Origin of the sequence: Alteromonas sp. I10, from assembly GCF_003201515.1 — a bacterium.
Taxonomy (GTDB): Bacteria; Pseudomonadota; Gammaproteobacteria; order Enterobacterales; family Alteromonadaceae; genus Alteromonas; species Alteromonas macleodii.
The window spans coordinates 23158-46158 of sequence record NZ_QJJN01000001.1 but is presented as its reverse complement, the minus strand read 5'-3'; the positions used below and the strand labels follow the sequence as shown (position 1 = coordinate 46158).

Genomic DNA, 23001 nt, shown 5'->3' with positions numbered 1-23001 from the left:
CCGCGCCTACCGTTGCAATAAACGATCTAACCACCAACGACACCACGCCAGAGCTTACCGGTACGGTAAACGACCCCAATGCGGTTGTGGTGGTAACGATTGACGGCAACGATTACACCGCTACAAACAATGGTGATGGCACGTGGACGTTGGCTAACAATGCAGTTGCTGCGCTAGCAGAAGGCAGTTACCCAACATCTGTTACTGCAACGGACGCCGCGGGTAACACGGTGACCAACACTGGTACAGTGGTTATTGATACCACCGCGCCTACCGTTGCAATAAACGATCTAACCACCAACGACACCACGCCAGAGCTTACCGGTACGGTGAACGACCCCAATGCGGTTGTGGTGGTGACCATTGACGGCAACGATTACACCGCTACCAACAATGGTGACGGCACGTGGACACTGGCTGATAATATTGTCGCCCTGCTTGCGGAAGGCAATTACACGGCAACGGTAACCGCCACAGATGCGGTAGGCAATGTTGCAACTGACACAGGTACAGTTGTTATCGATACCACTATTGATGAAAACAATAACGGTCAGACAGTAACGTTCGACAGTATCTCAAACGACTCTGGGGTGGCTGGTGACTTTATTACTAGCGATAGCACGCTAATCTTTAATGGCACGGTTGACCTTGCTGACAATACTACCCTAACCGTTACCGTTGATGGCACGTCGTATACCTTTGGCACTGACCCTGAACTTACCATTGATGGCAGCGGTAATTGGAGCCTTGATTTAACAGGCACAACGCTACCAGCAGGTACCTACGCGGTGGTGGCAACCGTCACCGACGAAGCTGGTAACTCGGCGAGTACGGCAAGCCAAAATGTTATCGTACAGGCTCTCGATGCTATAAACGACGGCAACACCGTTGATATGGGCGAGCCAGTAGTTACTGTGAATCCACCGGAAACTACCAGCGACGTGCAGGTGATAGGCTTAGCAGAGTCAACAGGTGGTGTAGACGCAAGTGCTTCCTTTACCGTTTCCCCTAACCATGTAGGTGAAGTGCTAGTAGAAGTTGACCAAATAGCACTGGTTGCTGTTGCCGATGCCTACATTGTTGAAGTGTATGACGAGAGCGGTCAACTTGTTTACAAAGGAGTAAGCGCAAACTCACAACTTGCCGATGTCGGTGGCCTAGACATTTTTGATGTTACCGGCGACGAGACCATTTCGTTCGCGTTAGCTGGCCTTGATGCTGGCAACTACAGTGTGGTGGTCCGCAATGATGAGAACTTACTTGAAGACTTGTTAGACAACGACAATAGTAACGATGTTAACCTTCAAGAACTTGGTTCAGCTGGTGTTGTACTTGGTCCAGACAATCAAGCTGTTGTTCTTGATACTATTGAAACAACGTTAAATACCGGCGTTTTAGGTATTCCAATTGGTACGGTTGGTACGCAGGTAAGGGGAGTACTAGAGACACTTCTGGAAGCTACCACAGTAATTGGCGCGGGCCAGCTTGTTAATTTACTTACCGCGCCTCTTGATGCAATTGGTTTAACTGGCTTCCTTGATGACATTCTAAGTGTCGTTGCCGATGCATTGCTCAGCAATACATTAACCTTATTGCAAGACACTGATATCACCACCACATTAACCGAATACACTTATACCGGTGATTTAGTAGCCCAAGGCAACCTAATCGACGGTGATATTAGTGGCGTAGGCGCCGACACTATCTTAAACGGTGCCCAAGTAACGCTCGTTACCAACGCCTCTGGTGATAGTGTGGCGGTTCCTGCTACTGGTACCGTTACTATTCAAGGAAACTATGGCGTACTGGAAATTGCTGCAGACGGCACATACACCTACACCGCCGATGGCGATCGTAGTGCAATTGGTCAGGACGAAGTGTTTAACTACACCTTATCAGATGGTGAAACGTCTGATATCGCGGCACTTACCATAACCATATCTGGGAGCGACTTCCCGCCAGTAGTAGCCCAAACCGATAACAATGATATGGAGCTAGGCGCACAAACGGCCATCGTGAATGCACCAGTTAGCGATAGTGATTTCCAAGTGCTTGGCTTAACCGAAGGCTCTCCGGCAGCGGGTTCGCCAGAGGCTAGCACAACGCTTACCGTTGATGCTGGTTTCTTCGGCGAAGTGGTAGTAGAAGTTAGCCAAACCGCGTTAGTCGCCGTCGCTGATGCATATCGTATTGATATTGTCGATGCCGATGGCAACGTGGTCGCCTCAGCTATGACGCCGGACAACCCATTAATAGGTGATGTAGCTGGCGTAAACCTAATTGGAGTAACAGGTGACGATACACTGGTTGTGAAATTCTCTGGGCTACCTGCTGGTGATTACACCGTGGTTGTACGCAATGATGAAAGTGCCCTTGAGACACTATTCGATCAAGATAGCGACGGATCAATTACGCTAACAGAATTAGGTGATGGCGGCGTAGTACTGGGTGAAGAAAACCAAGAGGTGGTGCTAACTGCTGTTGAGGACGCACTAAACGGCACTGAAGCCAGTATATTAAATGGACTTGGTTTGGGCACGGTTGTACGCAATCTTATTCTTGAGCCAGCCTTAAGCACCGCTGATACCATAGGCGCCGGCGACTTAGTGAGTACTATTACCACAGGGCTTAACTTATTAGGATTAGGCGCATTTGTAGATGCAGTATTAGATGAAGTCGCAGCAGCACTGCTCAGCAATACGGTTACTTTACTACAATCTACCGATATAACTTCAACACTCACTGAATATGCGTTTGAAGGTAGCACGACAACGTCGGGGAATGTTATTGATGCGGCTAACACAGGCGATGTAGCCGATAGCATTGCCGAGGGCGGCGTAGTGACACAAGTTACTCATACCAATGGAGAGTCGGTGACGGTATTGGGTACTGGTTTATCTGGCATTACCATTGAAGGTGATTATGGTGATTTAACTATATTTGAAGACGGTAGCTACACCTATGTAGCCAATGGCGTGCGCGACGGCTTAGGCAATACAGATAGCTTTAGCTACACCATTTCAGATGGCACGAATACCTCTACCGCCAATCTTAACTTTAACTTGTCAGGACAAGGGGTATCGGCAGACTCGGCACGTGCTGAATTGACCTATGATTTTGTCTCGGAAGCAGGCCCTAGTGAACTAGATGCGCTACAGCATGATTATCTCCTAAGTTTGTTTATTACAAGTTTTAGCGATGAAAGTGACCCTTTTAATGTTACTGCAAATACTACTCAAGATATCACGTTAAATGTAGATGCAGTGGGGTTAGTCTCATTAGGCTCTAGCATCACAATAACGGTTGAAAAGTTTATAAACGGAGCATGGGAACCCTATAGAGTGTTCCCCAACGATGAGCTTATCAGCTTGTTAGGTATTGATGGCGATACCGCACTTACTGTCAACGGATTAACCGAAGGACTTTATCGCTTATCAATGGACGGCACTGTTGCTGCTGGATTAGTCGGCAGCATTAGTGTAGACCTATCCTCTACCATCAACTACCTTGACCAGTTTGAAGTTAGCGGCGTACAAACCGCCACCGGCAATCTGTTCGAAAACGATATACTGTTTGGCCCAACATACGACGTAACCGTTTCTACTGATGGAACAACCTTCCAAGATGCGACTGGCGGCATTACGTTAGTGGGTGATTACGGTACGCTGCAAATTGATGAAACTGGCGCATACACTTATACCCCGGACAACACGCAAGCCGTGTTTGGTGGAACCTTAACGGATACCTTTACTTACCGTATCGAATATCCAGACGGCACTATCGAACAGGCAGAATTTAACGTGTTTGTAACGGCATCTGGTGAAGGTGTACCTGAAGTGGTAATGAGCAGTTCATCTGAGTCTGTCAGTGCATCAGATAGCAGCGGCACCGTGGTTACTGACGAGCCTACAGCACCTGACGTCATTGACCTAACAGGGCAAACGCTTCAAACAGTCGATCTAAACGCTGAAACTAGACTGATAACACCAGAAAACGAGCCTACTGCACCGCTTATGAGCGAGCCTTCATCGATAACGGAGCCAGTAGAGAGTACACCAGATATCATTACGCTACCTGAAGACGAGGTAAGCACACTTGGTACCACTGTGGGCGATGGTTTTGGTGGAGTTGATACTATCGACCTGTCTGGCACTAAGCTTGATACGGTTGATATTGGCGGTCCTGTGCCCACCGCGCCGGACGAGGGTACAAGCCCGCTTTCGCCTGAGCTTTCTACACCAGAAAGTACAGCGCCAGAACCTATCACTTCCGGTACAGTACCAGAAGACACAATCACCCTTCCTGAAGAAGGCGATATTGTTACTACTGGGCCTGTCACTGAAGTGACTGTTGATGTTGTGGACATTGACCTTCCTCCGGAAGATTTGATTCTTCCCTCAACAGAGCCTACTTCGACTGACTCAGGTTCTGAGAGCGTTTCAACGACGAGTTCAAGCGACTCAGCAGTTGACACAACTAAAGAAAGCGGAAGTGACGTGGGCGCGACATCTCCTACCGAGTCAGAGGTACTGAAAACGGCGATTGATAAACTTCCACCTACGGATATTTAAAATACGCTGACCATAGCCAAAGCCCTCGTATCTACGAGGGCTTTTTATATGCATTAGAAAACCAGGCCATGGGCTCATTACTTTCACGTCAATGACAGAGACATTCTGCTCATAGCGCTGCACCTTGTTGACAAAGGGTTTCGTATTTTCCCGAACTACGTATAATAAAACTCCCTACGCATTAGGTCCCCATAGTTTAATGGATAAAACAAGGCCCTCCTAAGGCTTAGATGTTGGTTCGATTCCAGCTGGGGACGCCATTAATTGCGCAACGTTTCTGCTTTTTAGTAAAGATGCTTATACAAACCGTCTCCTGTAATATTGAAGAATTTATTATACTTTGGTTGTAATTTAGCCAATTTAAGTAATACTCTTCAAAACAGGAGAGCATTATGACTTTCGATTTCCCCCCACCTGATAACGCTGATAGTTGTGCCGAAACAGCTGAGCAGTGCCCATTTTCTGAAGAAGAGTGGGACGCTATTGAAGCTTTAGCGGAACCCGGTGCCATTTACTAAACGATGATTTTTGGAATTTAATCCCCACTTTATAATTACACTGCAATCGACGGTGCTGCTGTTCGTTGCGCCCGGTGATATATCGAGCGGTTATGCTCCATAGACCAACGGGGCAGAAATAGCGTATAAAAGATAGAAGTAGCTTATACGGGGATTAATATGAGCCAATTTGAAAACGACGATATCGATTCGTTTTTTGCAGAAATGCAAGATGTAAAACCAATCGCTTCAGATGATAAGGCTTTATTACACGATCCTGAAAAGGCGCTCGCTGAAAAACAAAAAAGAGCGGCTAGGCAGTTAGGCGTCCGCGAAAAACTCGCTAACCCACTGAGCATGGAAGGTGTGAAGCCGGTACCCCCTGATGATTTTATACACTTCCAGCAGCCCGGTATTCAAGACGGTGTTTTTAAAAAACTTCGCCTTGGTAAATATCCATTAGAGGCCAACGTAACACTTTCAGGGAAAACCTTAGAACAAAGCCGAGACCTGATTTATAGCACCATTAAATCTAGTCACGAACGCGGGGTTCGTGCACTGCTCATAAAACATGGAACAGGTGAAAATAGCAAACCCTTTCCCGCTTTGAAAAAAAGTTATGTTAACCATTGGCTAAGAGAACTAAACGAAGTCATTGCCTACCATACGGCTCAACCGATGCACGGAGGCTTTGGTGCTACATATGTGCTTTTGAAAAAGCATCCGCAGCAGAAATTAATTAACAGAGAAAAAAATAAGAAAGGATAAAATGAGAGGCAAGAACTCGTTGAGTCAGCTTTGCTTTTTTGGGCTTGTCTTTAGGTGTAGCTTTTAGGCTTATCTCATGAAGCGCTATATGCTGAACGTTTTTATTGTCCCCCAATGATTAACGCCCGTATCAAGTAACTTGATACGGGCGTTAGAATTTTTCTTTCAGACTACTTAACTGAAGACAGCACACTTAGCGTTGTTGGAGCTTCGGCAGACTTCGCAGATGTGCTAAAAACAGCAGTTACGAACATCAGCACTACAGCTACAGCCACTCCGGTTAAGCCAAACCCTTTAGAAGAACGATTCATCGGTCGTCTCTTATTATTTAAACCAGCTGGCACATGCCTTTCACTGGTACAACCCTAACTCAACTCCTGTAACCTAATCGCATTCCTTGCTTGCACTACAATAGATCAGTGACAAACTGATGACAAGGGCAAAAATCAGATTTTTGACACTTTGCCAAAGCTTTGACGCCTATTTATAGTATGTATATTTATTAAACAGTATTTTTCTAATGACTAAAACAGAGGTTTCCCCCTGTTTTAGTCAAAATAAGTGTGTTTTGTTAACCAACAAACTTACGTGCGTTTCTGAAGATACGCATCCACGCACCATCTTCTTGCCAATCGTCTGGACGCCACGAGTTTGCCACGGCTCTGAATACACGTTCAGGGTGCGGCATCATGATGGTGCTTCGCCCGTCCTGTGAAGTTAAGCCTGTGATCCCCTGCGGTGAACCATTCGGGTTTGCCGGATATTGCATGGTTGGCTTGCCGTAGTTGTCTACGTAACGCATCGCCACCTGCGCGCCTACTTGTGACAACGCGTTGTCATTGGCAAATTCAGCCTGACCTTCACCGTGCGACACAGCAATAGGCATACGCGAACCTGCCATGCCATCAAGCAGCACAGACTTAGACTCCATCACTTCGACCATTGCAACACGAGCTTCAAATCGCGCCGACTGGTTGGTCACGAAATGTGGCCAATGCTCAGTACCTGGAATCAGTGATTTAAGGTTCGATAGCATCTGACAGCCGTTACACACACCTAAGCTGAACGTATCGTTACGGTTGAAGAAGCCTTCAAACTGGTCGCGAGCCATGCTGTTGAACAATATAGATTTCGCCCAACCTTCACCTGCACCTAATACATCGCCGTAAGAGAAACCGCCACAAGCCGCAAGGCCCGCAAACTGTTCAAGGGTAATACGACCTGCCAACACGTCACTCATGTGCACATCGATAGCGTCAAAGCCTGCACGGGTAAATGCAGCCGCCATTTCTAGATGCGAGTTTACGCCCTGCTCTCTCAATATCGCCACTTTTGGCTTAACACCTTTGGCAATATAGGGAGCTGCTACGTCTTCGTTCACATCATAAGACAACGCAGCATGCAAACCTGGGTCGGCAGCATCTTGCTTTGCCGCGTGTTCTTGTTCAGCACACTCAGGGTTATCACGCAGTTTCTGCATTTCAAACGTGGTTTGTGCCCACGTTGTACGCATTGATACGCGGCTATCTGCAAGTACAGCAACACCACCGCGACTAAACTCAATCATGTCGGTGCTATTAAGCGTACCGATATCGTGAGCCAATTCAGTTAAACCGAATTCAGTCAGTACTGCGTTAACGGCATCCATATCGCTTTCAAGCACTTGGATTACGCCACCTAGTTCTTCATTGAACAATACGGCAATGTCGTTTCCAACTAGGCTATCAAGGTTAATGCTTACACCTGTTTTACCAGCAAAGGCCATTTCAGCAACGGTGGTAAACAGGCCACCGTCTGAACGGTCGTGATAAGCACACACCAAGCCTTTTTCAATTAACGTCTGCATTGCGTCAAAGAAGGCTTTAAGGCGAGTTGCAGAGACCACATCTGCTGGGCTATCACCAAGCTGAGTATAGACTTGTGCCAGGCAGCTTGCGCCCAAGCGATTTTTCCCTTCGCCCAAGTCGAGTAGCAGCAAGCGGCTTGCGCCTTTGTCTGTACGTAGCTGAGGCGTTAGGGTCTTGCGAATATCTTTTACTGCGCCAAAGGCAGAGATAACGAGTGATAGCGGAGAAGTCACCGCTTTATCTTCACCGTTTTCATTCCATGCCGTTTTCATCGACATAGAGTCTTTACCCACAGGAATGGTTAGGCCTAGCTCTGGGCAAAGCTCCTCACCCACGGCTTTAACCGCTTCATATAGACCTGCATCTTCACCGGGGTGTCCGGCTGCTGCCATCCAGTTTGCAGACAGTTTAATGCGCTTAATATCGCCGATGTTTGCTGCGGCAATATTGGTTAACGCTTCACCCACAGCAAGACGTGCAGACGCGCCGTGCGATAGTAACGCAACAGGCGTACGCTCACCCATCGACATCGCTTCGCCGTGGTATGTGTCAAACGCTGTCGCAGTAACCGCCACATCTGCCACTGGCACCTGCCATGGGCCTACCATTTGATCACGACTTACAAGGCCGGTAACTGAGCGGTCGCCAATAGTGATAAGGAAGGTTTTCTCTGCCACAGTAGGCAAAGATAAAATGCGATTTGCTGCATCACTCAAGGTAATGCCTGCCTCGTTTAGCGCTGGCGAGCTAACCTTGGTCGAGCTTACGTCGCGGTGCATTTTAGGCGGCTTGCCTAAAAGTACATCAAGAGGCATATCGATTGGTTTGTTGTCAAACTGGCTGTCGTTCAGGTTGAGGTGCTGCTCGGCAGTGGCTTCACCAACCACAGCAAACGGCGCACGTTCGCGGGCACAAATTGCTTCGAACACTGGCATATTTTCAGGCGCGACAGATAAAACATAGCGCTCTTGAGATTCGTTACACCATAGCTCCAGAGGTGTCATACCTGGCTCATCTGACAATACTTTTCTAAGCTCAAAGTTACCGCCACGGCCACCGTCATTAACCAGCTCAGGCAGTGCATTTGAAAGACCACCTGCGCCCACATCGTGGATAAACTGGATAGGGTTGTTATCCCCTAACTGCCAACATGCATCAATCACTTCCTGACAGCGACGCTCCATTTCAGGGTTGTCTCGCTGTACTGAAGCAAAGTCTAAGTCTTCGTTTGATTGGCCAGATGCCATTGATGAGGCTGCACCGCCGCCAAGACCAATGTTCATTGCGGGGCCGCCAAGCACAATAAGCTTAGCGCCAACCGTGATTTCGCCTTTTTCAATATGCTCGCGACGAATATTACCTAAACCACCAGCTAACATAATCGGTTTGTGATAGCCGCGCACTTCAACACCGTTGAAGCTATTGACTTCTTGTTCAAAGGTACGGAAATAACCCAGTAGCGCAGGGCGACCAAATTCATTGTTAAACGCTGCGCCACCTAGTGGGCCTTCAAGCATAATATCAAGAGCGCTTACAATACGCTGTGGCTTGCCGTATTCGAATTCCCACGGTTGCTCAGCACCAGGAATACGCAAGTTAGATACGGTAAAACCAACCAAGCCCGCTTTAGGTTTTGAACCACGACCGGTTGCACCTTCATCACGGATTTCACCACCAGAGCCGGTTGCCGCACCTGGGAAAGGTGAAATTGCCGTTGGGTGGTTATGGGTTTCTACCTTCATCAAAATATCAATATTTTCATGATGGTATTCGTATTGGTGTGACTGCGGGTTCGGGAAGAAGCGACCTGCTTGCCATCCTTCCATTACCGCTGCGTTATCTTTGTAAGCTGAATACACGTGATCAGGCAACAACTCGTAGGTGTTTTTAATCATTTTAAACAGCGACTTCTCTTGGTCCTCGCCATCAATGGTCCAGCTAGCGTTAAAAATTTTGTGGCGACAGTGTTCAGAGTTTGCTTGCGCAAACATATAAAGTTCAACGTCAGTCGGGTTTCTGCCTAGCTTAGTAAAGCTATCAAACAGGTAGTCAATCTCATCATCAGCTAAAGCAAGGCCTAACGACACATTTGCATTAACTAGCGCGTCTTTGCCTTCGCCTAATACATCTACACTGGTAAAAGTATTGGCTTCGGTATGTGAAAAGAGTACCGCAGCTTCATCAGTATTGGTGAACACTGATTCGGTCATTCTGTCGTGTAAGAAACTAGCGATAAGCGCAAAATCATCTTCACTCACACCGTTTTCTGTTTCTATATAAAACGCACAACCACGTTCTATGCGGTTGATATTTTTTAGACTGCAGTTGTGAGCGATGTCGGTGGCTTTAGAAGACCAGGGAGAGATAGTGCCGGGGCGAGGAGTAATGAGGAAGAAGGTTCCAGAAGGGGTTTGTGCTTGCCTCGCGGGGCCGTAAGTGAGCAGCTTCTCGAGTATCTCTATTTGCTGCTTAGACAAGTCACCTTGGGAATCGACTAGGTGAACATATTCGCTATATAGGTTTTTAACCCTAACGCCGGATTGACCCAGCTTTGCAATCAGTTTAGTTTGGTTAAACTCTGATAGTGCAGGAGCGCCTCGAAGGACCAACATATTGATTTACCTGGTTTGTTAGAAACAACGACCACCAATGCGACGCGTTGCCTCTTGGATTGATGAGTATTTCGGCGCGGATTATAGAGTAATTATGCGCAGTAAGTAACCTCATAACGCGCTTACATGAACTTTTTTTTAAACTTAGATGGTTTAATGACAACAAGTAAAGGTCTATGCAGTCACAAGACTATAAAAAACGATTAAAACTACAATTAATAATCATATTATCTATTGCTGTTATGAGTTGTGGCGTTCCTTCCGTACCCACTGCCCTCTCTTCATTGTTGGAACGAGAATCGATCCGCGTGGGAACCGTTTATGGTGCAGGAACATTTTATAACGGCGCAGAGGGGCCGCAGGGTTTTGAATATGAACTGCTGGCAGGATTTGCCGATTACCTTGGCGTGACGCTCGACCTTTACCCCTTCTACAGCTATGAAGTCATGTTAGAACAGTTAGAAGAAGGTAATCTGGACATTGTCGCGACAGGCGATGCGGTAACGCCTTTACTTAAAAGTCGTTTTGCTTACGGTCCAGCCTATCAACACGTTCAACAAGAGCTCGTCTTCCAAGCAGGGACATCGAGACCTAGAGACTTATTAGAACTTGATGCCCCTATTGTTACTGTGGCAGGTAGCAGCCAAGCTCACTTACTGTCTAGTTTATTAGGCCAGGTAACCGACCAAGCAAGTGATAGTGAAAGCCCAATAATAAAAACCCAACTTGTTACCACCGAAGATTCTGACTCCGAAGAACTGTTACAACAAGTTGCCAATGGCGACATTGCTTATACGGTAGCAGACAGTAACCGTCTAGCCCTTCAGCGCAGGCGATATCCTAACTTAGCCGTGGCAAAAACCCTTAATGAAGATATGCCGATGGCGTGGGCGCTCCCATTACATCAAGATGACTCAGTGAAAGCAGCGCTGATTGAATATTTTGGTACTGTACATCAGTCAGGCTGGTTTACGGTGTTAGAAGACAAGTACTTTGGCCATATTCGCCAGTTCGATTACGTCGACAGTCGTGCGTTTAATTATGCTGCCGAGACAGCACTTGCCCAATACAAACCCTTATTTCAACAGTATGCAGGTGAATTAGACTGGCGACTGCTTGCGGCAATGAGTTATCAAGAAAGTCACTGGGACAGTGACGCTATTTCAAGAACTGGCGTTCGCGGTCTAATGATGCTCACCATGGATACGGCAAGTGACTGGAACGTAGATGACAGAACCGATCCTGAACAAAGCATTCGCGGAGGCTCTCGTTATTTTGCCAGTTTGCTCAATCGCATACCTGCGCGAATTAGCGAGCCAGATAGAACCTGGATGGCTATGGCGTCGTATAATATTGGTATGGGCCATTTGGAGGACGCACGCATTCTTACCGAGCAACAAGGTGGCAATCCAGACCTTTGGGTAGATGTAAAGCGTCGCTTGCCACAGCTTAGGCAAAAGAAATATTACCGTACTACTCGCTATGGCTATGCAAGAGGCGATGAAGCGTTACAGTATGTGGAAAATATTCGTCGTTATTATGACAGCTTAGTATGGTTGGACGAACAAGGAAAAATTTGACGCAGTTCACCTTGCTTCTCTCTTGAAAACTGTCATTTCGATGTCATCTTTGTACTGTACCCTAAAAAGAAGTTAGTCAGACACTGACTTACTTTCTCAGAATAATTATTTTCTCAACGATGACAAGCTCTAGAAGAGCAGCGGCTTTTAATGACAACATCTCTCGAATAACGTGAGACTTGTTCAAATAAAGAGAGCTACGCACAACGGAAGAAAAGTGGTCACGAAAAACATAAAGTGGCCACAACGCGAGAAAGGAGAACAAATGAAAAAAAATCGATTTATGAAAAAAGGAATAAAATTGAAAAACAACAACAGACGCAGACTTATGCTTAAGCGTTGTCACCAAAAAGTACTTCAGCGCCGCAAGCTATTTGTTACCAGCGATATGTTCACTCAGTTAACCCGTACGCCTGGCTAAGCCACCTCTATGCCATCTGGTTCACAATGATTGACCATGTAACCGGTACATACCAAATGGGCGAAAACACGAATAAGCACAACTTCAGGCAACGCTATAAATTAGCTTGAAGCATCACCCTCTAGCAGTCTTTTCGCCTTTTTGGCAGCCTTTATTTCTTTCCTGCGCTTGCGAAAAAAATCTGACAATTTGTTAGCACATTCGTCAGCTAATACGCCAGATACAACCTCAAGTTGATGATTAAGCGCAGGATGTTGCAATAAGTTCATGACCGAGCCCGCAGCGCCTGTCTTCGCATCCTTTGCGCCAAACACCACCCGCTTTACCCGTGCATGTACCAGCATACCTGCGCACATAGAGCAGGGCTCTAATGTCACATACAACGTAGCATCAATAAGTCGGTAGTTTTGCACCGCAGCTGCTGCTTCTTTAACAGCACGTAGCTCTGCATGCGCAGATGGGTCATTATCCGTTATCGGCGTATTGAAGCCTTCACCGATAAGCTCACCGTTTAATACTACGCAGGCGCCGACTGGCACCTCACCAATCGACTCAGCCTTATCGGCAAGCGTTAACGCATGCCTCATCCACATTATGTCTTCTTCTGTCGCGATGTCTTCCATTGCGATTTCAGTCAACGGTTCCTGCACAGATTCTTTTTCTTGCGTTTGCTTGTTTGCAAGGTCGAAGTTTGGTGTTGGACGGTTGCTATTTTGGTCACTCATTCGTCAATTTTGCTACTTTACTTGGTGAAATTCATTAACATTTATTTTGTATTAGCTTAGGTAAACATTCTAACTTCTTAGAAAGTAATGACTTTTGTCACTTGGCAACCTACTTGCAATCTCTCATTATAACACTGCTAGTGTGATGGACTTAACAGGTTACATTTTTTACTAAAAAGTATGTTAGATAACCGCTATAGTACCTGAAGCGAAGCAGTAATTTTACCGATAAGTATTTAACTAAATACGGGGTGAATTAGGCAACAGGCCAAATTTTCACCTACACTGTTTTAAAGCCATTTGTGAGGGATACCACCGTGAATATGACCGCGATTGCAATAGTAGCCATTTGTGCCTGGGCCTTAGTTACCATTGTCGAAAGTGCAAAAGACAAAAGTAAGAAGAAACTTAGCAGCAAAGAAACCGATGCTTATAAAGCCGAAATTGCAGAGCTTAAGGAACGAGTTTCTGTGCTTGAGAAGATAGTGACAGACGAGCGCTACGACCTAAAAAAGCAATTTGCAGACTTAGAAAGCGACCGCGTAGCGTAAGCTTGAACTCACGTAATTCAACACACGTTCCATGGCAAGCGCGCTAGATTAAACAACGCTAAGTTTAACTGCGTGCTAGCTCCCTTCTAATAGTTTTCGCTCTGCTCGCTCTACACGCCGGGGTTTACCCGCAATCACTAGCACGTCATGGGCTTGCAAAATAGCGTCTTGGTCTGGGTCTTTAACTTCATTTCCATCCCGCCTTAGGCCCTTAATCGCTACTCGCATTCTCGAGAAATCGATATCTTTTATGGCTTTGCCAATACAGGAAGCGTGTTCGGACAACACCACAGCATGGATAAACTCTAACTTGTCTTCTGTGCCATAGGTGATCTCTGTTGTTTCTCCCGGGTAAAAGCCGTGCATATGATCGTAGCGACCTTTTCTCTCAGCTCGCACCCGCTTTAAAATACGAGACATTGGCACGCCGGCGTAATGCAGCACCTGCGATACCAACATCAAGCTCCCCTCTTGCAGCTCTGGCACGACTTGATTGGCACCCGCGCTGTATAGGCTTTCAAGCTGGTAGTCTCGTTTGGTACGCACCATAACATCTGTAGTGCTCGTAATGCTTCGGGTCTGCGTTATCACCTGCTTGGCCTTATCGACTTGATCAAACGTCACAAGCACAAGCTTGGCACCTTCTACATTGGCAGTAATCAATATATCTTTTTGACTCGCATCACCGAAGATGACGGGCTCTCCCGCGTTTCGACTCTCGTGTACTCTGACAGGATCCATATCTATGGCAACAAAATGAATGCCTTCCATTTTCAGCATGCGAGCTACCGACTGTCCAACGCGGCCAAACCCACAAATAATGACGTGGTTGGTTAACGGCTCTGCATTACCAAAGCTCACATTGTCATCGAACGAGATATCCTTGTTAACAATACGCCTTGCTATAGTGACGCTGTTATTCATAAGCCACGGGGTTAACGCCATACTGATTACACCCATACACACAATCAGCGATGACTGCTCTGACGTTAACACGCCGTGTGTCGTAGCAAGCGCAGCAATTACAAAACTAAACTCGCCAATCTGACAAAGTTTAACCCCAGCAGACCAGCCATCTATTGCATCGGTTTTAACTAATAGAGATGCGCCTCTTACTAAAATGACTTTAACTATCATCAAAGCAAAAACGCCAAAAACAATCTCAAACAGGCTGTTCCACAGTACAGTGAGTTCTAACTGCATACCCACGGTAACAAAAAATAACCCCATTAAAATATCTCGAAACGGACGAATGTCGGCTTCAAGTTGATACTTGTATTGGCTTTCCCCCAACATCATACCCGCCAAGAAAGCGCCTAGCGCCATGGATAGCCCGAAGTAATAAGTTAGCCCTCCTGCCAATAGGGCAATCAATATAGTGGTCAGAACAAACAGCTCGTCAGTCCTTGTTCTTGCTACCTCTCTAAACACCCAAGGTAGTAACCACTTACCCACTGACATTAGAAACGCAATGACAAACACACCTTTAAGCAACGCCTCGCCTAAAGCTAGCGCAATACTTACTTCACCAGTCTGGGCTAAAAGAGGAATAGCAATTAGGAACGGAACCACCGCTAAGTCTTGAAAGAGCAAGATACTTACCGCTAATTGTGTACGCCTGTTATTAAGAATGCCCATTTCGGTTGCTTGCTTGATTACAATAGCGGTTGAGCTTAACGCCAGCGTACCACCAATAATGATGGACGCACTCATTGGAATGCCGAGAAACAGAGGAACACAGGTAAACACTGCCGTGGTAAACACCATTTGCCCTAATCCTACACCGAATACTAAAGAGCGCATTGCCAACAATTTGGGTAACGAGAACTCAAGACCAAGTGAAAAGAGCAAAAACACTATGCCCACTTCAGCGAGCAGGTGCATTTCTTCTGGGTGGGCAAACACAGATAATAGTTGCGGACCCGCGAGTACGCCGGCAAACAGATAAGCAAGAATAGGAGGGAGATGAATGCGTTTAAATAATGCGACCGCACATACCGATATAAACATCAATATCACGATATTTAAAAAGCTCGTCCCCACACTACCTCCTAAAGCTACATAAACTTCCATTTGTAAAACAAGCGCGATAAATCACGCGATTTTACGTTTTAAACTAAAGACTAGTGCCTGAAACACTTTGTTGGCATCTAGTTTGCAAAATCCCCTGTGTAAATGCAGATCCGGCAAGTTTTGCCGCTGTGATCGCCATAAATTCCGCGAAAATGCAGATGTGGCCACAGAAACGTCAGGGCTTTGACACTTGTTTCTTTGCATATCAACGCATTTTGTATAGGGGCACTACTGTGGATTTTTCAACGTCAGTCTACGATAGCACACAACATAACAATTTTTACCCTGCTGAGAGCACAGGTAAATCACTCTCTTTTAGTGAATTATCAGGCTTTATCACGCAGCTACTTTCTACTCTTGAACTACAAGAGCTAGGTGGCGTGTATTTTCAGCAGCTAAACACGTTGTTACCTATTGTCGGGTTTAGCTTGTCTGACTTTGACTCGCGTTGGGTGTACGGTAATGCAAAGATATCGTCAACACTCATTGATTTACCACTACAAGGTGCCAATGCCGTTAATGGCGATCAAGCTCATGTCTATTATTACATTAGTTCACCCTTGTCGTTATCGCAACGGGAGAGTCTATTCCAACTGCATGATTTATTTGGAAAACAAGTAAAGCACGCTCTTTCATTAATGCGTGTGCAACAGATGGCGACTAAAGATGTGTTAACTGGCTTAGGTAACCGAGCGGGCTTTGAGCAGTCAATGACAAGACAACTCGGCTGGGCGCAAAGACACGATGATCCTTTCGCACTTTTGGTGATCGACTTAGACAACTTTAAGTATGTGAATGATAATTTTGGTCATGGCGAAGGTGACAAAGTACTTGTCCATGTTGCATCACATTTATCTAATGTTCTGCGGGATGAAGACGAAGCATTTCGCTATGGCGGCGATGAGTTTTGTTGTTTGCTAGACTGTCAGTCGCAACAGCAACTAGCTTGTGCAGCCCAGCGTATTCAAATGAGTATCAATAGCTCTAGCTACTTATCTCGCTTAGGCGTATCAACCAGCCTTGGCGGCGCGATTTATCGCGACGGCGATACGATGAGTAGCCTATTTGACCGTGCTGACAACGCCCTGTACCGCGTGAAAAATTCTGGCAAAAATAGCTATCACGCAGCGTAACGTCGCGATTTGAATTTATCAGGATGGCGGCAAAGCAATGCCGCTTTTGCACATTATTGCCATGGATACCATAAACAAGAGTATCTAGCCCTTTAAAAAAACGGCACTTTTAGTGCTACATAGATTCAGTCGAGACTAAAGGTTATTTCTATATCTGGCGCTTTGGGCTGTAGATAAACACAACGTCCTTCAACAATCAGTGCGACGGGCTCGTCGTTAATCAAGATTGCCGGCACGCCGTTTCGCTCCCATCTTGGCACGCGCCATACCTTAAACCATTCTTTCAGCAACTTAGATACGTTCGCATTTTCTGGCTTTACTTTAAGGTTGCGAGCATTGGTTTGCAGAGAAACGGTATCTTCTTCTCGCGCCTTTGGTACTGCAATTCGAATATGGCCTCTAAGCCAAGGAAGAGCGATATTTTGGTTGGGCACTAATTTTAGGTTTTGCGGTACTTCATGAGTAGCGTTCACCACCCAATAAAGGTCTTGGTCAAACCGTATAACCCTGCCCCATTTAAAGTTCACTTCAGGGGTTGCATCATGCTTTGCTTTTAACATAGCAAGTACTTGGTCTGTCTGCGCTTTTGAGGGCGACAGCTCGCCTTGAGCTCGAAACCACGCGCGAATGACCATAGCCTGCCACGGTAACGACAATGCAGCGAGTTGTTGCCCGTCGAGCCTGAGATCTGTGCGTTTAAAATCTTCAAAATATTTTTGGGCAGAATCGCTGACTAGTGCACTTTGCTCAGCACAAAGCTCGGCGCTGCGCCCCACGGTTTTGGTTAACTTAGGCCATCGCGCCAGCAAGTGAGGTATAATTTCGTTCCTTAAGAAGTTCCTATCAAAGCTATTTTGCTGATTAGATTCATCCTCAACCCACTGCAACATTTCCTCTTCGGCACAAGCCACAATCTCGGCTTTCTCTAGTGCTAGCATAGGGCGCATTATCAAGGTGTCACCTCGGTACTGAACTTCTCCCATACCCGCTAAGCCCTGAGGACCAGCACCGCGTTTGAGCTGGAGCAATACGGTTTCAAGCTGATCTTCGGCATGTTGTCCTAATAACAGTACACCGCCTATTTGGTCACACACTTCTAACAATGCGTTGTATCGAACCTTACGCGCTTCTGCTTCCAGGCTTTTTCTCGACCCCGTATCAACATCAACTCGATACAAATGAAATGCTACGTCTTCAAGACGACACTGTAATTCGCAGTGCTTTGCCCACTGTTCGGCATTATCACTTAAACCGTGATGTACATGTACAGCATGAATTGGGCTATCAAACTGCTCCCTATACGCAATAACGGCTTGGAGCAGAACGGTCGAATCCACACCACCGCTGTAAGCAACGACGAGTGGCGTTTGAAGTGGTAGCTCTACATCAGTGAGAGATGTCGCTATGCGGTTGACGATATGTTCGATTGTTGGGGATTGTAGAGGGGTCACAGACCGGTAATACCTTATTCTTTCAACGCTATATTTTACTGAGGTTTAACTTTGTATTTGGCTAAGCACTGGCTTTCTAATAACACACTTTCTAATAACACAAGGGGGTTGGTTACCTTTGGTAAACAACCCCCTTGTTCGTATACGACATTACATGACCGACATGAATTAAGCCGCCGCTCGCTAGTTTTTATAGCAAGCGTTTAAACTGATAGAACGCAGCTGTACATAACGGCTAAATGCACCTTTCATGCTAGTTTTCTTAATGAACTTATAATGAGCTTAGCAATAACCGAACGACATCAAACGCTGGTAACGCTCTTCCATCAATTTAGTCTTATCTAGCTCTTTAAGCTGGTTAAGCTGCTGCTTAATGACCGCCTTCAAATTAGCCGCCATGCCATTATGATCGCGATGCGCACCACCTAAAGGCTCTTCAACAATACTGTTAATCAGGCCTAGCTCTTTAATTTGTGGCGCACTTACGCCCATCGCTTCTGCAGCGAGTGGTGCTTTTTCTGCGCTTTTCCACAGAATAGACGCACAACCTTCTGGTGAAATCACCGAGTACGTAGAATATTGAAGCATATTAACACGATCGCCAACACCAATTGCTAGTGCGCCACCTGAACCACCTTCACCGATAACGGTACACACGATTGGAACGGTAAGCTCAGCCATCTCGAATAGGTTCTTCGCGATTGCCTCACTCTGGCCACGCTCTTCAGCGCCAACACCAGGATACGCTCCTGGCGTATCGATAAAGGTGATGATAGGCATATTGAAGCGCTCGGCCATCTTCATTAGACGCAAGGCTTTACGATAACCTTCTGGTTTAGGCATACCGAAGTTACGCTTAATTTTTTCGTTGGTGTCACGCCCTTTCTGATGACCAATAATCATCACCGGCTGATCATCTAGCATTGCTGGGCCACCAACAATCGCTTTATCGTCAGCAAATGCGCGGTCACCAGCAAGCTCGTCGAATTCTGTAAAAATACGAGGAATGTAATCTAACGTGTATGGACGCATTGGGTGACGTGCAAGTTGGGAAACTTGCCATGCGCCAAGATCAGAAAAGATCTTTTTAGTCAGCTCTGCGCTTTTACCGCGAAGCTTATTGATTTCTTCTTCAATACCAACGTCAAACTCGCCACCTTGATTCACCAACCTAAGCTCTTCAATTTTTGCTTCTAGTTCGGCTATTGGCTGTTCAAAGTCCAAAAACTGTATACTCATTTCATGTCCTATTCGTACTACGCTCGTCTATGCAAACGCGAGATGTCCAATCTATCGAACTCTTACCCTTAATGGTAGAGAATTGAAACGGCTTTGTCTCCCAAACAGTGTTTGAGATCGTGCAAAAGTTGGTCTTCAGGGGTAACGTACCATCTTGCACCACACGCTAAGATTACTTCAGCGTCTGGATGGGTTACCGCTAACTGAACAGGACAACTTCCGCCGTTAAATGCCTGCAGGATAGATTGCATCTGACTCATTTTCTTCGGTTCAAGCAGCTGGGTATCAATATTAAGTGCCAGCGCTCTCGCGTTTTTCTCTCGTGCCTGAACAATGTCCATTACATCACGGGCGGTGATTGTATTGCCCCCAGAGAAATCATCAAAGCTGACCTGTCCCTTTATTAGCAATATTCTGTCAGTTTCTAACACACTTTCGAACTGCTCGTACATATCGGGGAAGAAACGTACGTCTATTCTGGCACTCTTATCATCCAGTGTCACTATGGCCCAGCGACGCCCCCGCTTGTTCGTCATTACACGCACGCCAAGCACCAATCCTACTGCACTGGCCATTTGGTCTTTATTGGTTGGTTTTAAATCAACTAATCGACCGTCGGTGTAATAACGCAGTTCTTCCGCGTACTGATTGATGGGGTGACCGGTTAAGTACAACCCGAGGGTATCTTTTTCACCTTCTAGCCATACTTTTTCAGGCCACTCAGGGACGTCGGCAAACGCTTGCTTCACGTCTTCTGGCTCGGTAGTCAGTAGGCCAAACATGTCTGACTGACCAAAAGACTCGGCTTTTGCGTGCTGTCCAGCGGCGGCAAGGGCTTCGGGTAAGCTCGCCATAAGGCTGGCGCGATGCGGACCTAAGTTGTCCATTGCCCCCGCTAATACTAGCTTTTCTAGCACTCGCTTGTTTACCCGTTTAATGTCTATCTTGGCGCAGAAATCAAATAGATCCTTAAATGCCCCTTGGGTCTCCCGCGCTTCAATAATCGCTTCAATTGGGCCTTCACCTACCCCTTTAATCGCACCGATACCGTAAACAATGCGACCTTCGCTATCGACGGTAAATTTGTATTTACCTGCATTTAAATCTGGCGGCAGTATTTCGATGCCCATGCGCTCACATTCATCGACAAGCGTCACGATTTTATCGGTGTTATCCATATCCGCCGACATTACCGCAGCCATGAATTCCGCAGGATAATGCACTTTCAGCCACAGGGTTTGGTAAGACACCAAGGCATAAGCGGCAGAGTGAGATTTGTTAAAACCGTAACCCGCGAACTTTTCTACCAAGTCGAAGATTTTCATCGCAAGGTCCGGGTCAATATTATTGCCCTTCGCACCTTCGGCGAACGTGCCGCGCTGCTTCGCCATTTCTTCAGGCTTTTTCTTACCCATAGCACGACGAAGCAAGTCAGCGCCGCCCAGTGAGTAGCCCGCCATTTCCTGGGCTATCTGCATTACCTGTTCCTGATACAAGATAATGCCATAGGTAGGCTCTAGAATTTCTTTCAAGCACTCGTGCTGATATTCAGCATCGGGGTAGGAAATTTCTTCACGTCCGTGCTTACGATCAATAAAGTTATCTACCATGCCTGATTGCAGCGGGCCCGGACGGAACAGGGCCACCAGTGCGATAATATCTTCGAAGCAGTCAGGTTTAAGGCGCTTAATTAGCTCTTTCATACCGCGAGATTCCAGCTGGAATACCGCAGTTGTCTCGGCGTTTTGAAGGGTTCTGAAACTCTTAGGATCTTCAAGCGGTATGGCGCTGATATCGACATCAACGTTCTTCCCTTCTTTGATCATATCTATTGCCCACTGAATAATAGTCAGCGTACGAAGACCTAAGAAGTCGAATTTTACCAAGCCGGCCGTTTCAACGTCGTTTTTGTCGAACTGGGTTACGGGGTTTTTACCTTCGTCATCACAATACAAAGGCGAGAAATCAGTAATTGTGGTTGGCGCAATAACAACACCACCGGCGTGCTTGCCGGCGTTTCGGGTAACCCCTTCAAGTATTCGCGCCATATCGATAAGGTCTTTCACTTCCTCATCGCTTTCATACACTTCTGGTAGCTGTGGCTCAGCTTTAAACGCCTTCTCTAGCGTCATGCCAGGGTCAGGTGGAATCAGCTTCGAGATTCTGTCTACAAAGCCGTAAGGGTGACCAAGCACGCGGCCAACATCGCGTACTACTGCTTTTGCCGCCATAGTACCGAATGTAATGATCTGCGATACCGCCTGACGTCCGTAAAGCTCAGCAACGTGATCGATTACCTCGTCTCGTCTATCCATACAAAAGTCGACGTCGAAGTCGGGCATGGATACACGCTCTGGGTTCAAGAAACGTTCGAATAGCAAGTCGAATTCAAGCGGGTCTAGGTCGGTAATTTTTAGGGCATAGGCCACTAATGAGCCCGCACCAGAACCCCGCCCTGGCCCTACCGGAATTCCGTTATCCTTACTCCACTGAATAAATTCCATTACAATAAGGAAGTAGCCTGGGAAACCCATTTGGTTGATAACTTCAAGCTCAATGCGAAGTCGATCATCGTACTCTGGACGTTTCGCTTTGCGCACTTCTTCATCGGGGAATAGAAATTCTAGACGTTCTTCCAACCCCTCTTCAGACACCTTAACCAAAAAGTCTTCGGTGGTCATGCCGCCGGTTGGAAATTGCGGCAAGAAGTACTCGTTTAACCGTACGGTAACGTTACAGCGCTTGGCAATTTCAACCGTATTTTCTATGGCTTCAGGAATATCGCTAAATAACTCAACCATTTCCTCCGCAGTGCGCAGATATTGCTGGTCACTGTATCGTTTAGGGCGGCGGTTATCATCAAGCGTGTAGCCATCGTGAATACATACACGAATTTCGTGAGCATCAAAGCCTTCACGGTCAATAAAGCACACTTCATTGGTGGCGACCACGGGTAAGCCGCGCCGCTCAGCAAGCTCCACGGCAAGGTGCAAGTAATCTTCCTCACCTTGTCTACCGGTTCTAATAAGCTCTAAATAAAAGCGGTCGGGAAAATGCGTTTGATAAAACTCAAGGGCACTGTCGAGAATTTTGGCGTTGTTTTTCATTAAACCCACACCAACATCACCATGCTGTGCCCCCGATAACGCAATCACACCTTCGCTGTGCTCTGCCAACCATTCTTGATCAATGACCGCTCGGTGTGAGAGGTGCCCGCGAAGATAGGCCTTGGAGATAAGAATCGTAATGTTCTTATATCCCTCATTATTCATCGCAATAAGGGTTAGTCTGAAAGGTTCATCGCCAAAGACTTCATTAGTAACCCAAAAATCAGTGCCGATGATGGGCTTAATACCTAAGTTATGTGCCTCGGAATAAAACTTTACCAAGCCACACATATTCATTTGGTCGGTGATCGCCACGGCAGGCATGCCAAGCGCGGCCACTTTACCTAGAATAGGTTTAACCTTATTCAGGCCGTCCATCATCGAAAAGTCGCTGTGAACACGTAAATGAATAAATGGCGATGACAT

The 23001-nt window shown here is 46.5% G+C and carries 14 protein-coding genes and 1 tRNA gene; 8 read left to right on the top strand and 7 right to left on the bottom strand.

The window, feature by feature from the left end:
- The 4 genes from BZA03_RS00170 to smrA form a co-directional block, all read left to right on the top strand.
- On the top strand, nt 1–4571 hold a 4571-nt coding region (locus BZA03_RS00170), incomplete at its 5' end, for a BapA/Bap/LapF family large adhesin (protein WP_220018903.1).
- A 185-nt stretch (nt 4572–4756) separates the two neighbouring features.
- A tRNA-Arg gene (locus BZA03_RS00165) sits at nt 4757–4831 on the top strand.
- Nucleotides 4832–4963: 132 nt separating this feature from the next.
- The gene (locus BZA03_RS20535; RefSeq protein ID WP_014948577.1) at nt 4964–5089 is read left to right on the top strand and encodes a hypothetical protein; all 126 of its coding nucleotides are present in this window, start codon (nt 4964–4966) and stop codon (nt 5087–5089) included.
- Between the two features lie 159 nt (nt 5090–5248).
- Nucleotides 5249–5836, top strand: coding sequence for a DNA endonuclease SmrA (gene smrA, locus BZA03_RS00160; RefSeq protein ID WP_110287668.1), 588 nt, complete (start codon nt 5249–5251; stop codon nt 5834–5836).
- A gap of 170 nt (nt 5837–6006) precedes the next feature.
- Here smrA and BZA03_RS20370 read toward each other — a convergent pair whose 3' ends face one another.
- Both BZA03_RS20370 and purL read right to left on the bottom strand, forming a co-directional pair.
- On the bottom strand, nt 6007–6147 hold the full coding sequence (locus BZA03_RS20370) for a hypothetical protein (protein ID WP_012517588.1): 141 nt from the start codon (nt 6145–6147) through the stop codon (nt 6007–6009).
- 260 nt (nt 6148–6407) lie between these two features.
- Complete coding sequence (purL, locus tag BZA03_RS00155; protein WP_110287667.1) at nt 6408–10295, bottom strand: phosphoribosylformylglycinamidine synthase; 3888 nt, start codon at nt 10293–10295, stop codon at nt 6408–6410.
- A gap of 176 nt (nt 10296–10471) precedes the next feature.
- On the opposite strand from purL, the gene mltF reads away from it, so the two are divergent.
- Nucleotides 10472–11875 carry a membrane-bound lytic murein transglycosylase MltF gene (gene mltF, locus BZA03_RS00150; protein WP_110287666.1) on the top strand — a complete coding sequence of 468 codons (1404 nt, stop codon included), beginning with the start codon at nt 10472–10474 and terminating at the stop codon, nt 11873–11875.
- Nucleotides 11876–12140: 265 nt separating this feature from the next.
- The gene (locus tag BZA03_RS20365) at nt 12141–12296 is read left to right on the top strand and encodes a hypothetical protein (protein WP_014975860.1); all 156 of its coding nucleotides are present in this window, start codon (nt 12141–12143) and stop codon (nt 12294–12296) included.
- A 101-nt stretch (nt 12297–12397) separates the two neighbouring features.
- On the opposite strand, the gene tadA is transcribed toward BZA03_RS20365, so the two are convergent.
- A complete protein-coding gene (gene tadA / locus BZA03_RS00145; protein ID WP_110287665.1) occupies nt 12398–13021 on the bottom strand; it encodes a tRNA adenosine(34) deaminase TadA in 624 nt (207 codons plus the stop codon).
- Between the two features lie 323 nt (nt 13022–13344).
- Between tadA and BZA03_RS00140 the strand changes: the two genes are divergently transcribed.
- Complete coding sequence (locus tag BZA03_RS00140) at nt 13345–13572, top strand: hypothetical protein (RefSeq protein ID WP_014975858.1); 228 nt, start codon at nt 13345–13347, stop codon at nt 13570–13572.
- Between the two features lie 75 nt (nt 13573–13647).
- Here BZA03_RS00140 and BZA03_RS00135 read toward each other — a convergent pair whose 3' ends face one another.
- Nucleotides 13648–15615: a cation:proton antiporter gene (locus tag BZA03_RS00135; RefSeq protein WP_080759991.1), complete on the bottom strand. Its 1968-nt coding sequence runs from the start codon at nt 15613–15615 to the stop codon at nt 13648–13650.
- 263 nt (nt 15616–15878) lie between these two features.
- Here BZA03_RS00135 and BZA03_RS00130 point away from each other — a divergent pair, with 263 nt between their 5' ends.
- Nucleotides 15879–16778 (top strand): GGDEF domain-containing protein, encoded by a 900-nt coding sequence (locus BZA03_RS00130; protein WP_014975856.1) that lies wholly within the window; start codon nt 15879–15881, stop codon nt 16776–16778.
- 125 nt (nt 16779–16903) lie between these two features.
- On the opposite strand, the gene tilS is transcribed toward BZA03_RS00130, so the two are convergent.
- From tilS to dnaE, 3 genes are all read right to left on the bottom strand, one after another.
- On the bottom strand, nt 16904–18229 hold the full coding sequence (gene tilS, locus BZA03_RS00125; RefSeq protein WP_110287664.1) for a tRNA lysidine(34) synthetase TilS: 1326 nt from the start codon (nt 18227–18229) through the stop codon (nt 16904–16906).
- A gap of 282 nt (nt 18230–18511) precedes the next feature.
- Nucleotides 18512–19468, bottom strand: coding sequence for an acetyl-CoA carboxylase carboxyl transferase subunit alpha (gene accA / locus BZA03_RS00120; protein ID WP_014948567.1), 957 nt, complete (start codon nt 19466–19468; stop codon nt 18512–18514).
- Between the two features lie 68 nt (nt 19469–19536).
- A complete protein-coding gene (gene dnaE, locus BZA03_RS00115) occupies nt 19537–23001 on the bottom strand; it encodes a DNA polymerase III subunit alpha (protein ID WP_110287663.1) in 3465 nt (1154 codons plus the stop codon).

Bases quoted from the DNA above. Each gene is read 5' to 3' on its own strand.
- mltF (WP_110287666.1), top strand. From the start codon at position 10,472: ATGCAGTCACAAGACTATAAAAAACGATTAAAACTACAATTAATAATC.
- dnaE (WP_110287663.1), bottom strand. From the start codon at position 23,001: ATGTCATCGCCATTTATTCATTTACGTGTTCACAGCGACTTTTCGATG.
- BZA03_RS20370 (WP_012517588.1), bottom strand. From the start codon at position 6,147: ATGAATCGTTCTTCTAAAGGGTTTGGCTTAACCGGAGTGGCTGTAGCT.
- tadA (WP_110287665.1), bottom strand. From the start codon at position 13,021: ATGAGTGACCAAAATAGCAACCGTCCAACACCAAACTTCGACCTTGCA.
- purL (WP_110287667.1), bottom strand. From the start codon at position 10,295: ATGTTGGTCCTTCGAGGCGCTCCTGCACTATCAGAGTTTAACCAAACT.
- BZA03_RS00140 (WP_014975858.1), top strand. From the start codon at position 13,345: ATGACCGCGATTGCAATAGTAGCCATTTGTGCCTGGGCCTTAGTTACC.
- smrA (WP_110287668.1), top strand. From the start codon at position 5,249: ATGAGCCAATTTGAAAACGACGATATCGATTCGTTTTTTGCAGAAATG.
- accA (WP_014948567.1), bottom strand. From the start codon at position 19,468: ATGAGTATACAGTTTTTGGACTTTGAACAGCCAATAGCCGAACTAGAA.
- BZA03_RS20535 (WP_014948577.1), top strand. From the start codon at position 4,964: ATGACTTTCGATTTCCCCCCACCTGATAACGCTGATAGTTGTGCCGAA.
- BZA03_RS20365 (WP_014975860.1), top strand. From the start codon at position 12,141: ATGAAAAAAAATCGATTTATGAAAAAAGGAATAAAATTGAAAAACAAC.